This is a genomic window from Polyangium jinanense (assembly GCF_028435265.1).
Classification (GTDB): Bacteria; Myxococcota_A; Polyangia; order Polyangiales; family Polyangiaceae; genus Polyangium; species Polyangium jinanense.
Genome location: NZ_JAGTJK010000018.1, coordinates 1 through 12,971 on the forward strand (window position 1 = coordinate 1; position 12,971 = coordinate 12,971).

The 12,971-nt window shown below is 69.4% G+C and carries 12 protein-coding genes; 6 read left to right on the top strand and 6 right to left on the bottom strand.

What is annotated here, in order from left to right; genetic code table 11:
* Window positions 1–120 precede the first annotated feature (120 nt).
* Entirely contained in the window at window positions 121–1,611 is a 1,491-nt protein-coding gene (locus KEG38_RS28010; protein ID WP_272422995.1) for a serine/threonine-protein kinase, read from the bottom strand.
* A 182-nt stretch (window positions 1,612–1,793) separates the two neighbouring features.
* Here KEG38_RS28010 and KEG38_RS28015 point away from each other — a divergent pair, with 182 nt between their 5' ends.
* Window positions 1,794–4,319: a hypothetical protein gene (locus KEG38_RS28015; protein ID WP_272422997.1), complete on the top strand. Its 2,526-nt coding sequence runs from the start codon at window positions 1,794–1,796 to the stop codon at window positions 4,317–4,319.
* A 357-nt stretch (window positions 4,320–4,676) separates the two neighbouring features.
* Here the strand turns inward: KEG38_RS28015 and KEG38_RS55660 are convergent, their stop codons facing one another.
* The 4 genes from KEG38_RS55660 to KEG38_RS28035 form a co-directional block, all read right to left on the bottom strand.
* Complete coding sequence (locus KEG38_RS55660; protein WP_272422999.1) at window positions 4,677–5,903, bottom strand: phosphodiester glycosidase family protein; 1,227 nt, start codon at window positions 5,901–5,903, stop codon at window positions 4,677–4,679.
* 61 nt (window positions 5,904–5,964) lie between these two features.
* Entirely contained in the window at window positions 5,965–6,456 is a 492-nt protein-coding gene (locus KEG38_RS28025; protein WP_272423000.1) for a hypothetical protein, read from the bottom strand.
* Complete coding sequence (locus KEG38_RS28030; protein ID WP_272423001.1) at window positions 6,453–7,013, bottom strand: hypothetical protein; 561 nt, start codon at window positions 7,011–7,013, stop codon at window positions 6,453–6,455. Before KEG38_RS28030 ends, KEG38_RS28025 begins: the two co-directional genes overlap by 4 nt.
* Window positions 7,014–7,046: 33 nt before the next feature.
* Window positions 7,047–7,592, bottom strand: a complete 546-nt coding sequence (locus tag KEG38_RS28035; RefSeq protein ID WP_272423003.1) for a hypothetical protein — start codon at window positions 7,590–7,592, stop codon at window positions 7,047–7,049.
* A gap of 180 nt (window positions 7,593–7,772) precedes the next feature.
* Between KEG38_RS28035 and KEG38_RS28040 the strand changes: the two genes are divergently transcribed.
* Both KEG38_RS28040 and mutY read left to right on the top strand, forming a co-directional pair.
* The gene (locus KEG38_RS28040; RefSeq protein ID WP_272423004.1) at window positions 7,773–9,074 is read left to right on the top strand and encodes an aminopeptidase P N-terminal domain-containing protein; all 1,302 of its coding nucleotides are present in this window, start codon (window positions 7,773–7,775) and stop codon (window positions 9,072–9,074) included.
* 11 nt (window positions 9,075–9,085) lie between these two features.
* Window positions 9,086–10,207, top strand: coding sequence for an A/G-specific adenine glycosylase (gene mutY, locus KEG38_RS28045; protein WP_272423006.1), 1,122 nt, complete (start codon window positions 9,086–9,088; stop codon window positions 10,205–10,207).
* 10 nt (window positions 10,208–10,217) lie between these two features.
* Here the strand turns inward: mutY and KEG38_RS28050 are convergent, their stop codons facing one another.
* Window positions 10,218–10,865, bottom strand: coding sequence for a hypothetical protein (locus tag KEG38_RS28050; protein WP_272423007.1), 648 nt, complete (start codon window positions 10,863–10,865; stop codon window positions 10,218–10,220).
* Window positions 10,866–10,894: 29 nt separating this feature from the next.
* On the opposite strand from KEG38_RS28050, the gene KEG38_RS28055 reads away from it, so the two are divergent.
* From KEG38_RS28055 to KEG38_RS28065, 3 genes are read left to right on the top strand one after another with little or no spacing between them, the layout of a single operon-like run.
* The gene (locus tag KEG38_RS28055) at window positions 10,895–11,569 is read left to right on the top strand and encodes a hypothetical protein (protein WP_272423008.1); all 675 of its coding nucleotides are present in this window, start codon (window positions 10,895–10,897) and stop codon (window positions 11,567–11,569) included.
* Complete coding sequence (locus tag KEG38_RS28060; RefSeq protein ID WP_272423009.1) at window positions 11,566–11,958, top strand: hypothetical protein; 393 nt, start codon at window positions 11,566–11,568, stop codon at window positions 11,956–11,958. The genes KEG38_RS28055 and KEG38_RS28060 overlap by 4 nt, the downstream gene beginning before the upstream one ends.
* A complete protein-coding gene (locus KEG38_RS28065; protein ID WP_272423010.1) occupies window positions 11,955–12,965 on the top strand; it encodes a hypothetical protein in 1,011 nt (336 codons plus the stop codon). Before KEG38_RS28060 ends, KEG38_RS28065 begins: the two co-directional genes overlap by 4 nt.
* Window positions 12,966–12,971 lie beyond the last annotated feature (6 nt).

The window sequence follows — 12,971 nt, forward strand, 5'->3', positions numbered from 1 at the left end:
ACTGCGCATCGCGCAGTTTTTCCGCCCTCGGTCCAGGCCGTGCCTGGTCCGGGGTGCAGGGGGCGGACAGCCCCCTGCTGGGGTGCGGGGCAACGCCCCGCTCCGCGCATCGCTACGCGGCTAGTAGCCGAAGTCGCCGCCCGTCGTCCCGCCCTTGTTCGTCTTGTTTGTCGACGTCGCGGAGGGCTTGGGGAGTGGACCGCCGAGCTTCGTCGATGCCGTGCCGAGCGGCGCGGTCGAGACTGTCGGGGTCGGCGCTGCGCTCGTGGTGGGCTCGGTCGGCTTCGTGTCCTGCGACGGGGGATTGACGACTTCTGCGGCGCTCGGCGTCGGCGCCGTGTTCGGCGTGGCGGCGGTCGTCGGGACGGGCGGGGCGACGCTCGTGGTTGGGATTGAGCCGCCGGCCGGCGCTGGATCTTTTTTGCCGAGCATCAGGTAGCCGGCGACGCCGAGGCCTGAGAGCAGAACGAGCCCGACGAGCCCGCCCACGATCGCGTTCGCGCGCGACGGCTTCGGTGCGGCGGCGCCTGAGGTGTGGCCCCACGCGTTCGCTGTGCCCTGCGATCCGTCGAGTGACGTGCCGGTTTGTCCCGTCATGCCCATGCCGGGCACGCCGGGCGGCGGCGTCGCCATTCCGACGCCCGGGATCACGCCGGGCAGCGGCGTCGCCGTCAGCGGCCCCGGTGCCATGAGCACTCCGGGCGGCTGCGTCGGCAGACGCGCGCCGGGGACGATGCTCGGATTGCCCCCACGCGCGGCTTGCCAGGCGAGAAGCGCCTCCTTGAACTCGGCGCAGGACTGGAAGCGGTGCACCTGCTCGCGGGCCATCGCGCGCTGGATGATCAGGGAGAACTCGGGATCGAGATCTGGGACGAACTGCTGTGGCGGAGGCGGGAGCTCGAGCGCGATCTTGAAGAGCAGCTCGTTGAACGTCTCGGCGCGGAAGGGGACTTGACCGGTCGTCGCCTGGTAGAGCACGACGCCGAGCGCGTAGATGTCGCTGCGCGCGTCGACGACGTTCATGCCGCGCGCTTGCTCGGGGGACATGTAGTACGGCGTGCCCACGACCGAGCCGGCCCGCGTCACGTTCATCTCCTCGCCGCCGATCTGCGAGAACTTCGAGACGCCGAAGTCGAGGATCTTGATGAAGTCGGCGCGGCCCGCCTTGTTTGGCAGGATGAAGATGTTGTCGGGCTTCAGATCGCGATGGATGATCCCCGCGGCGTGCGCGGCGCCGAGCGCGTCGAGGACCTGCGACATGAGCGGGATGCTTTGCGCCGGCGGGAGGCGCCCCGAGCGCTTGATCCGCGCGCTCAAGGTCTCGCCGTCGAGGTACTCCATGACCATGTAGCGCGACTGGTCGGGGAGAACGCCGAGATCGAGCACCTCGCAGATGTGCTCCGAGCCGATCCTTCCTGCGGCCTGGGCCTCGCGTTCGAAGCGCGCGACGGTCTCGCCCGAGCCGGAGACGCTCGCGTGCAGGACCTTGATGGCGACGCGGCGCTTGATCCGCGTGTTTTCGCCCTCGAAGACCGCGCCCATCCCTCCCGTGCCGAGGAGCCGGACGATGCGGTACTTTTCGTCGATGACTTGGCCGGGGGTGAGGGTCATCGGATCGTCGCTCGCGAGAAGCGGAAGGAATCCAACACGTCTCGAGCTTACCACGGGTGCCGGGCGCGAGCCCAGGAGGCGGGTGGGGGAAAAGGCGGGGGCGCCGGCAGGACGTGGGGGTCACGGATGCCCCACAGGGCCTTTGCCGACCGGAAGCGTGTTCGTGTTAAGGTCGCCCCCGTATGTCGCTCTACGAGCTGTCGATCGACGACGCCCACCTTCGCGAGGCCGAGAGGCTCACTTCGCTCGAGGGGAGGGGCTTTCCGACGCTGGTGACACGGTGGGAGTCGCGCCTGTTCGATCAGCCCTGGTCCACGACGCTGGTGCTCGATTACACGATCCCGCTGCCTCCGCTGCCAGCCTCGCAGTCGTTCATCGAGGTGCGGATCGCGGCGTTCGTGGGCGGTGCGCCGACGAAGTTCCTCTACTTCGGCACCGAGATGAATGCGAGCGTGCCCCGCATCGGTCCCGAGATGGAGAACCAGATCGGGTGGGCGAAGCAGTACCAGGAGTACAGGCTCGACGAACACACCTCGCCCGTCCCGTACCTCAAGCTGATCCAGACGACGCCGCGCATCTACGGCGCCGGCGCGCAGGACTATTACAGCCCCGCGATCAAGGTGGAGCGCTACGATGGGGTCGCGTCGAGTGATCACCTCGCCGATCTGTTCCCGACGGCCGTGGCGAACCTGCCCTGCGTGAAGGGGCACCTGCTCACGGATCCTTCGGCCGGTCTCTGGAACGGCGCGCGGTACGTGGGGCAGACGGCGATCGCGATCCTGCGCCAAGGCAAGGTCGTGGGCATCCATCGGCGGATCGGGCGCACGGACAAGGACGCGGTGCCGCCGGAGATCAAGCGGCGTGATCCGAAGCTCGACGTGCTCAAGGAGTGGGTGTCGATCGATCTCGGTTCGAGCACGACGGTCGTCGCCCTGCGCGGCGATCGCAGCGCGCCGGAGCTCGTGCGTATCGGCGCGACGAGCGCGCCCGTGGTCTCGGCCGACTACGAGAACCCGAGCGAGATCTCGTTCGAGCAGCTCGGGCGCACGCTGAAGGCGTGGCGCGATCGCGTGATCCTGCCGATGACGCGCTGGGGCGAGGTGTCGATCGGGCACGCGGCACGCGCCTTGCGCAGGAAGGGCGGCGAGGAGTCGCTCGCGCTCGGCGCGGCGACGCTGACGCACCTGCCGATGCTGCGCGAACGCGTGGATCGCAAGGAGAAGATCTCGCTGCGCGGCCGCGGCGATCCCGAGACGCAGGAGACGCTCAAGAAGCCGGCGCCGCCGATCATCGACGAGGACGGGATCGGCGCACACGATCCGTTCGATCCGATCGAGCTCTACGCCTACTACATCGGCCTGCACGTCAACCACAGGACGCGTGGTATCCACACGCGTTACCTCGTGGCGATGCCCTCGGGCTGGAACGACGATCGGCGCAAGAGCGCGCTCGTGGCCGTGCGTCGTGGCCTCTTCCGCAGCCTGCCCGCCGGCATGCTCGAGTTCCACGACATGGACATGCTGAACGTGGTCGACGCGGGCCCCGCAGCGATCCCGTTCGCGGCGTTCGCATTCCGCGCGTTCGCAGTGCAGCCGAAGCCCGATCCGGTGCCCTTCGTGGCCATCGACGCGGGCGCGAGCGAGACGGGCGTGGTGTTCGGCCTGTTCCGCAACGCCAAACCCGAGGAGCAACTGGAGGGCGGCTACGAGCGGATGATCGAGTACCTCGAGCCGACGAGCATCCCGTGGTTCGGCGGGGAGCGGCTCTTGCACCGGCTCGCGTACCGGCTCTACGTCGCTGCGGAGGCGAGCGTGGGCGCAGCGCGCGTGCCCTTCGATCGCCCGAGCGAGGAGACACCCGTGGGCGCGCTCGAGCACCTGCTCGTCGCGAGCCCCGAGGGCCGCGCAAACGCCGAGGTCTTGAAGGACGCCATCCGGCCGCTGCTCGAAGGCGGCGACACGCGCCTGCCAAAGTCCATCAAGCTCGCCACGCTCGACGGTCCGTTCTTCGACTTCCCACTCGAGGTGGATCGGCAAGCGGTCGCCGCGGAGATCGACGGCTGGTTCTCCGAGGCAGTGGAGGAGGTGCGCGTGGGCCTGGAGAAGGCGCTCGAGAAGATCGGGCGTGATCCGGATCCCTACGACGGCCTGCGCGTGATGCTCGGCGGTCGCATGAGCATGCACCCGGCGCTGCTCGACAAACTCACGGCGACGCTCCCGAAGAACGTGAAGATCCACCGCTTCATCGAGCCCGATCGGCTGAACCTCGGCGCACCAACCGTGAAGACGGCATGCGCGCTCGGCGCCCTCGCGATGAAGTTCGAACGCATCGGCGCGAACGTGCGCGCCGAGAAGCGCGACGCCTTCAAGTATCGCGTGGGCCGCAACCGTCACGGCCAGCTCGCCGACGTGCTCGATCCTTCGGTCGAGTACGACGTGTGGCGTGAGGTCGGCGCGTGCACGAAGCCAAACGTCGAGGTGCTGTACATGCGCGCCGAGGACGACGGCGAGGTCGCCGCAGACGATCCGCGCGTGGAGGTGGCAATCTGCAAGCTCGGCGCGACGGCCGTCGGGCAGCGAATCTACATGCGCGCGGTCGGTCCGATCCGCGTCGAGGTGAGCGTCGGGCCTCCCGGCGGCGAGCCCGCGGCAGGCGCGCCGGTGTGGTGGATCGATCTGAAGGAAAACCTCGCGCGGCCGAAGGCGTAGGGATGCGCGGCGGGGCTTTGCCCCGCACCCCAGCAGGGGGCTGTCCGCCCCCTGCACCCCGGACCAGGCACGGCCTGGACCGAGGGCCGAGAAACCGCGCGATGCGCGGTTTCTCGGACGGGCCTGTGGCAAGACCCGAGGCCGCGTTGCCAGCCAAGACGGCAGCGCTGCGCTTGCAGCGAGCAGACACGTCAGCGCTGCGGTCTTGACGGGCAAGCCCGTCGCCAGTCTTGCCTCGGCCTGTTCGATGAACTGCGCATCGCGCAGTTCATCGACCCCGGGTCCAGCGCTTGCGCTGGTCCGGGTCCAGGGGTGGACAACCCCTGGTCGGGTCCGGGGTGAAACCCCGGCGCTACGCTACGGCGCGCGGCGCGTGATGTAGAAGAAGTCGCGCGGGGACGGCTCCTTCACGTAATCGTGCGTGCGGTAGTCGACGTGCGGCACGAGTGACGAGACGACGCGGCGCTCGGCGGCGGGCGGGTGCTCGAAGAGCAGGAAGCGCGGGTAGGCGTAGTTCACGTCGAGCTGCGCTGCGTCGCGCGCGCCGGCGGCCTTCATTGCGCGCGCGAGTGATTGCGCCGTCACGGCTTCGCCGAGTGCGTAGAAGAGCGTGCGTCCTGCGGCGTCGATGCCGATCGCGGAGCGGCGGATCACGGTTTCGCCGCTGACGGTCGCGCCCCAGTTCTTGTTGTACTCGGTCAGCTTCGTGTTGAGCTCGCCGCCCTCGACGAGACATGCGGGGGTTTGCCGGTATGCCGCCATCTGGGCCTCCGTCGGCGCGAGCGTCGGCCAGGTGCCGATGCGGATTGCTCCGTCGCGGTAGAGACCCACGGTGCAGGCGATGTCGCGCGGGGGCAGGAACGTCTTGCCCTCGATCATCATCCCGTACTGCCCGTGCAGCGCCTTGAAGCCTCCGTTGAAGGCTGCGATCAGGGCCGCGTGCTCCGTCGCCGGGACGAGGCCGGGACGCTCGGAGAGCGGCACGTTTTGCGAGACGGGCTCGGTCGTACCCGCGACGAGACGGATTGCGACGCGCTGGAGATCCATGGCTACGACGGCCACCGCGGCGAAGCCACGCTTCGGATCGGGGTGGACCACGGCCTTGACCAGCACGGGCGGCTCGCCTTCGCGGCTGCCCTCCTGCATCACGAGCCATGTCCCGTCGCCCGTCGCCGCGACGTTCGTGAACGGCGCCTCGAAGCGTGGCGGGGGGAAACTTGGGGCTTCGGGCGCGGAGGCGTCGGCCACGTCGACCTTCGCGGGCACGACCTCGGGCGCGGGCGCGGCGGGCAGCGCGGCCGAGGACGAGGCTGGGGTCTCCCAGAACGTCGTGGGGGCCTCGTCGCCGTGACGCCAGACGTTCACGCGGTCGGCCAGCCCGTAGGCCGTGTCCTCGATCCATGCGACCACGGAGGGGCCGAGCACTGCGCGCACGCCGTCGGCGAGCGCGGGGCCGAAGCCTGGGACGTTGTGGATGGCCCACCACGTCGCGCCTCCCGCGACGAACGTGACGCCGAGGCCAATGGCTGCGCGCCGTCGCCAGCGCCGTGGCTTCTTCTTCTTGTCTGTCTCGGGGCCGGTCACGGGGCCGGGAGGGTACCCCAGGACGGCCTGGGGACCCAAGCGGAGGCGTGTGTGCGGAGCGTCAAACGACCTGGCCGTGGGCCATCGTTTTTGGTCCGTCCTTGAACAGGATCTCGACCTTGCCGCGATCGATCACGCGGGCGACGACGCCGTCGCCGAACTTCGGGTGACGGACGAGCTCGCCTGGGCCGAGCGTGAGCGTGACGCGGTAGGGCTTGAAGGCGCCCATGGGCTGGCCGGCGATCGCGTGCTCCCACTGGATCGTTTGGTCACGCTCGCGTTGCGCGGCGGCGCTCGCGCGGGCGCCTGAGGTCTTGCGCTCCTCGCCCGAGCCCTCGCGCTTCGTCGCGGACGCGGCCTTGGTCTTTGGCGCCAGCGGCGCGAGCTTCTCGCTCTTCGGGCGGCGGTAGAGGTGATGGGAGCCGCACGTCTTGCACTCGACCTTCTTCACCTCGTCGCCGACCATGGCGATGATGCGGTGAGTCAGGTCAAGCTTGCATTTCGTGCAATAAGAATCGATCTCGCCACCGGTCTTCGGCTTCTTCGTGATCACGTACCCTCGCGTCTTCTGCGCTCGCGCCGCGTCTCTTTTCCTCGATCCTTGACCGTCACCTGCGCGGAGACGGACGGCTTCGGCAGACCTTTCTGGCCTTCCGCTGCCGCTGACTCTCCCTCCTCCGACTCCTCAGCGTCCGACTCCTCGGCCGGAGTTTTTTCGGCGGAACGCGCGTCGTTCGGGACGAAGCGGATCTCCGTCTTGATCTCGAACGAGAGCTTCGTGAGCACCTTCGTCAGCTCGTCGGCGAACTGCGTGTGCTCGAGGACGTCGCGAATTTCCTTCGCGACGACGCGGTAAAGCCCGGTCTTGGTGTCGTCGATCTGCTGGTAGAGGTAGTTCAACACCTCCTTCGGCAGCTTCATGTCCCCCACAAAATGCCGAAGGGTGTCGGGGCCTTCGCTCAGCTTCCCGACGCCGGTCTCGACAGCGCGCTCGACGGCGCGCTTGAGCAGGTCTGGAATGGCACGGTCGAACGTGCGCCGCCGCTCCGTCTCCGGCTTCTCCCCCTCGGGCGGCTCTTCGCGGCTCGGAAGATCATCGATGTCGCCCATCCGCCGGCTCACTAGCCATGAAGGGGGCCTTCGTCAATCGGACATCGACACCCGCAGCGCCCAAACCTCGGCGACGACCTTTCCCTTTCCGCGCCGGGCGGCAAGCTCCACCGTCAGGGTATCGTCTTCCAGCGGACAGAACGGCCGATCGGGCTGGACGATGGGCCACCGATCCTCGCCGTGATCCGCGGCGATCGAGGCGCCTCGGCTCGATCGGACCACGACGTCGAGGTCCGTCACCGTGGGCTCGGCGACCGCAAAGATTCGATAACACTCGCCTTTCTTGGCTTCGAGCGGGAACGGGACCGGCGCGCCTCCCTCGGCGACCTCCGCCTCGACCGGCTCCTTCGTGAGCCGTCGCATCCCGTTTTCCGGACCACACAACATGGTCAGGCGCGTGAGGTCCTTCCGCAGATCCCCTTCCAGGCGAAAGTTACCGTAACAACGAATCCAGGGACCACCCACACGAACGGGCGAGGCGAGGGGGTCCTCGTCGCGCGCGACCGGGCCGGCTTCGGCGACGCCTCCGTCGGCGTCGGCCGGGACCTCGCCGAGCATCGAGGGGGGGAGCTTGGGCAAGGGCGGGGTCGGGGGCGGGGAGTCGGGGGCGGAGGCGGCGCCGCCGGCTTGCTCCCAGGGGCGCGGGCGGTCGCGGCAGCCGGTGAGGAGGGCGAGGCTTGCGAGCGCGGCCAGGACGAGGCGCGCGCGGGCGCGTCGTGGGTTTGGCCGGCCAAGGTTCTGCGCTAGAGTCCCGGCCCGATGAACATCTTCGCCGAACGCCGCAGGCAATTGCTCGAGCGACTTCCGGGTGTGCTCGTCCTTCCGGCGGCGCCGGAGCTCATCCGCAACAACAGCGTCCACCACGAGTACCGCCAGGACTCCGACTTCCACTACCTCACGGGCTTCGGCGAGCCCGACGCCGTGCTCCTTCTGGCCCCGAAGCACCCGGAGCACAAGATGGTTCTGTTCGTCCGCAAGCGGGACCCGGAGCGGGAGAAGTACGACGGGGCCCGCGCGGGCGTGGAGGGCGCGAAGGCGGAGTTCGGCGCGGACGCGGCGTTCACCATCGACGAGCTCGACGACAAGCTCATCGACTACCTGCAGGGCAACCACAGGCTCTACTACAAGCTCGGCCAGAACCGATCGCTCGACGAACGCGTGCTCCGCGCGCGGGAGCTCCTCCGGCTGAAGGGGACGCGGACCAAGAAGACGTGGCCGACGGAGATCGTGGAGCCGGGCGACGTGCTGCACGAGATGCGCGCGGTGAAGTCGGAGGCGGAGCTCGGCTTCATGCGGCGCGCCGCGGCGATCACGCGCGAGGCGCACCTCGGATCGATGCGGCTCGCGGCGCCGGGTCGCTACGAGTACGAGGTCGATGCGCACATCCGCGAGGTCTTCCGGCGGAACGGCGCCGAGCGCACGGCGTACACGCCCATCGTGGGAGCAGGGCCGAACGCGACGATCCTGCATTACCACGCGAACCGGAAGAAGCTCGAAGGCGGCGAGCTCCTGCTCATCGATGCTGGCTGCGAGTACGAGTACTACGCGTCCGACGTGACGCGGACGTTCCCCGTGAACGGGACGTTTTCGCCGGTGCAGCGGCGGCTTTACGAGATCGTGCTCGCCGCGCAGATGGCCGCGATCGAGGCCGTGAAGCCGGGCGTGACGGTGGACGCGTTGCACGACATCACGGTGCGGACGCTGGTCGAGGGGTTTGTCCGCGAGGGGCTGCTCTCGGGCGACGTGAACGAGATCATCGAGAAAGAGACGTACAAGCGGCTCTACCCGCACCGCACGAGCCACTGGCTCGGCATGGATGTGCACGACGTGGGGCACTACTACCGCGACGGCGAGGCGAGGCAGCTCGAGCCGGGGATGGTGTTCACGATCGAGCCGGGGATCTACGTGGCGCCGGACGACGAGAAGGCGCCGGCGGAGTACCGCGGGATCGGCATCCGCATCGAGGACGACATCCTGGTCACGGCCACGGGCTACGAGAACCTGACGGCCGACATCCCGAAGGCGCCGGACGAGGTCGAGCGCGCCTGCCGAGACGCTTGAAGCAAAAAGCGATGGGTCGCGCGGCGAAATCCGCGTCGCGCGAGGCGACGCTCGCCATCGAGCTCAAGGGCTGGTTCCGGAAGAGCGCGCGGGATCTCCCGTGGCGCAGGACGCGGGATCCGTACGCGATCTGGCTGTCCGAGGTGATGCTGCAGCAGACGCGCGTGGAGACGGTGATCCCGTACTACGAGCGGTTCTTGCAGCGGTTTCCGGACGTGCGTGCGCTCGCGTCCGCCGAGCTCGACGAGGTGCTCTCGCTCTGGAGCGGGCTCGGCTACTACCGTCGCGCGCGCGAGCTTCATCGCTGCGCGCAGGAGGTCGCCGAGAAGCACGGCGGCGTGTTCCCCGCGGAGGCCGCGGAGCTACGCAAGCTCCGCGGGATCGGCCCGTACACCGCCGGTGCGGTGTCGAGCATCGCGTTCGATCGTCCCGCGGCGCTCGTGGACGGCAACGTCGCGCGGGTGCTCGCGCGCCTCGAGGTGATCGAGGACGACGTGAAGAGCACCGCGGGCCTGAAGCGGATCTGGAGCGTCGCGGAGAAGCTCGTCCCCGAGGAGGAGCCCGGCGCGTGGAACCAGGCGCTCATGGAGCTCGGCGCGACGATCTGCACGCCGCAAAACCCTGCATGCCTCATCTGCCCGGTGCGCGACGCGTGCGCGGCGCGGGCGCAGGGCAGGGAGCGCGAGCTGCCGATCGTGGGCGAGAAAAAGGCATCGCCGCGCGTGGCGATGGTCGCTGTCGTGGTGGAGCACGAGGGGCGCTTTCTGTTCGCGCGGCGCAGAGAAGGCGGACTGTTCGGCGGGCTGTGGGAGCCGCCGATGGTCGAGGCGCGGACGGCCGAGGACGCGAAGAGCTCGCTCCATGGCGCGGGCGTCGCGGCGGAGGCGAAGCTCACGGAGGTGGGACGCGTCGAGCACGTGCTCACGCACCGCGAGCTCGACGTGCTCGTGCTGCGCGCGCGGGCGGATCGGCCCTGGCCGCTCGAAGCGCCGACGACGGCGCCGTACGAGCGACTCGCGTGGCTCGAGCAAACCGCCGAGGGCGTCGGCGTCTCCACGCTGGCGCGCAAGATCCTCGCGGCGGCGAAGCCTGAGAAGAAGGGCGCAGCGCGCAAGAAGAAGGCTCGCGCGTAGCGCCCTCGGCTCACTCCGTGGGGCCTGCGCGCTTGCGCGAGGCGGGCTTGGTCCGCTCGCGCAGTGCGTCCTCCATCGTTCCGCGCTCTTCCTCCGAGAAGTACACGTCCTCGGCCTCGGCGCCGATCTCCTCGACGAGGAACGGCGTTTCGAGATCCTGCCCTTCGTCCGACAGGATCACGTCGCTCATGTCGCGGCCGCGCGTCGCGCCTTCGAGGAACTCAGCGCCGAGATCGCCGGCGAGATCCGCGGCCGCGTCGGCGTTGTCGGGATCGAAGGAAAAACCCTCGCTCACCTGATCGTTCGGGTGATGGCGGAAGACACGATCGCTGTCGTCGAGCGTGTGCACGGGCTCGTCCATCGCGTCGGGCGGGTGCACCTTTCCGGGCAGAGGCGGCGCGGCGAACTCGTCGAGATCTTCGAGCACGGGCCGCGGGGGCCTCTCCTCGAACGACATCCCCGGGCGCCGCGCGTGGGTGACGCCGTGGCGGTGTTCGCTGCTGCGTACGCTCGATGCGGGGGGCGGAGCCTGGGTGGACGGGGCGGCCGCCCGCGCGTGTTTCGCCCCGGTTCGGGCCGGCTTGAGGGGTTTGTTGCTGTTCACGCGCCACCCCGAATGCAAGAGTCGCGCGCGTGATTTGACGTGCGAAGAACGCACGTTACGCGGTAAGATCCAGGGGCCCCAGCATGCGCGAAAAACGCCCGCGGCCCCGCCGTTCGACGGCCCTCGTGACGACGTTCACCACGGGGTGCGTCCTCGCCTGCGCAGGGACCGCGATCGCCGCGGAAGGCGTGCCGAACGCGCAGGGAGAGGACGCAGCCGAAGCGAGGCGCGCGCTTTACGAGGCTCTGTCGGCACCGCCCAAGGGTTACGTACGTACGCTCGCTGGCCTCTCGTTCGGCGGCGGGCTCCGCTTCAACAATCCGTATCGACTCGCCACGCAGCTCGGCGCGTCGGCGGAGTCGCCGAGCGCGACCGCGCCCTTCACGACGCTCATGGGCGCGCTCGCGTTCGGGCCGCCCGATGGCTTGCAGCATGGAGGGATGCTCGGGGTCACCTTCGCGCTCCGCGGCGTCGGGCAAACCGTGCTCACCCCCGGGTACGTCCTGATGTACCGCGGACCGGGTCGACTGCTCGCGTACGGGCGAGTCGGCCCGGAGATCCTGCTCTCGCCGGATCTCAACGTGGGCCTCACGGCCGCAGGCGGCGGCGCGTTTTTCGTGACGGGCGGGCTCGGGCTCGTGCTCGATGTGGCAGGCAGCCTGTTCTACGGCGCGAGCACGTGGGAGAAGAAATACCCGGCGTATCCCGTGCTGTCGGCGTCGCTCGGCCTCATCGTCGACGTGGAGTTTTTACCGTGACGCGTCGGGCGATCGGCCGCGCCGAGCTCGTGCGCCTCGCCGCGATGCTCGTCCTCGTCGTCGCCGCGCCGACCGTTGGCGACATCGGGAGCTGCGGCGAAGCCCCCGCGGATCTCGACGCCGCCGCGTTCTTCCGCGAGAAGGCCTCGGTCGACTGCGCGCGTTGCAAGGAGTGCGTTTTCTCCACGGCGGCGTGCGCGCGCGCCTGTGATCCGACGCAGCCGACGCAATCGTTCCCCGAGGGCTGTTACCCCATCGTGCACGACGGCGAGGTTTGTCTCCGCGCACTCGAAGCGGCCTCGTGCGACACGTACGCGAGCTTCGTCGCGGATCAAGGCTCGACGATCTCGACCGAGTGCAACTTCTGTCCGCCGGAGGCGAAGCCGTGACGAGATCACGGCGCCTCGAAGCCCGATGGCTCGTCCTCGCGTCAGCGCTCGTCGCCCTCGCCTCGGGATGCGCTGTGCTGCGCCCCGTCACGACGTCCGCGGCCGAGTACAGCGCGTTCCGCAAGACGCGCATCTCGCCGACGCTCGAAGGCCGCATCGTCGCGGCGGCGCGGTACCTCGCGCAGTACCCCGACGGCACGTTCGCAACGGAGGTGCGCGCGTTCTACACGATGGCCGAGCCGCTCTACTTCGAGGAGCACCGAGGCACCGCCGCAGGCCTTCACGTCTACCTCGCGGCGCTCCCGCGCGGCCCGCACGCCGCCGAGGCAAGGCAACGGCTCGATCGGCTCGCCGAGAAGGGACCGAGCGCGGAAGACGGCTTCGATCGAACCGTCATGGGCACGAACGATCGCCTCGCGAGGCTCGCCGGCAAGCGCGGCGCCGCGCGCGAGCAGATCCTGACGTCGCTCCGCGCGTGGCTCGACCCGGACGCCTTCGCGCGCCCGATCGCAGAGGCGAAAGCGGAGCTCCTCGTCCCGTGGAGCCTCTCGCTCCCGTGGCCCCGGTGCGCGTGGAACGACGAGGCGCGCGGCGGAGAGATGCGCTGCGCAAAGCTTTTCGAGCTGCCGTACGAGGTCACGAAGGGGGAGGGCACGGAGGAGCGTCAAGCCACCGTCGAAGTCGTGGTCGTCGAGGACGCGCGTGGCAAGCCGCGGAGCGTCACGATCGGCGGGCCGGATCTCTTCGTGCGCCTCGAAGAGACGGTCAGCGGTCGGGCGATCGATCTCGGAGATCCGAGCGGACGAGCCGCGGGCGTGTCCCGCGCGACGGAACTCGTGCGGCGAGAATTTTCCGCGCGAATCTCGGACGATCCCGCATGCCGGAAGCGCACCCGCGCCCCCAGGGTCCTCGAGCTCGCCTGCGGCGGCATCCGTGTCGTCGTGGAGGCGGCCCTCGACAGCACCGAGGACGATCGCATCGTGATCGCCCCGATGCCCTCCGACTGAACCCGA

What these genes read in the sequence shown, in the direction of transcription:
- KEG38_RS28010 (WP_272422995.1), bottom strand. Translation starts at nt 1,611, where the DNA reads ATGACCCTCACCCCCGGCCAAGTCATCGACGAAAAGTACCGCATCGTC.
- KEG38_RS28015 (WP_272422997.1), top strand. Translation starts at nt 1,794, where the DNA reads ATGTCGCTCTACGAGCTGTCGATCGACGACGCCCACCTTCGCGAGGCC.
- KEG38_RS28030 (WP_272423001.1), bottom strand. Translation starts at nt 7,013, where the DNA reads ATGGGCGACATCGATGATCTTCCGAGCCGCGAAGAGCCGCCCGAGGGG.
- KEG38_RS28040 (WP_272423004.1), top strand. Translation starts at nt 7,773, where the DNA reads ATGAACATCTTCGCCGAACGCCGCAGGCAATTGCTCGAGCGACTTCCG.
- mutY (WP_272423006.1), top strand. Translation starts at nt 9,086, where the DNA reads ATGGGTCGCGCGGCGAAATCCGCGTCGCGCGAGGCGACGCTCGCCATC.
- KEG38_RS28055 (WP_272423008.1), top strand. Translation starts at nt 10,895, where the DNA reads ATGCGCGAAAAACGCCCGCGGCCCCGCCGTTCGACGGCCCTCGTGACG.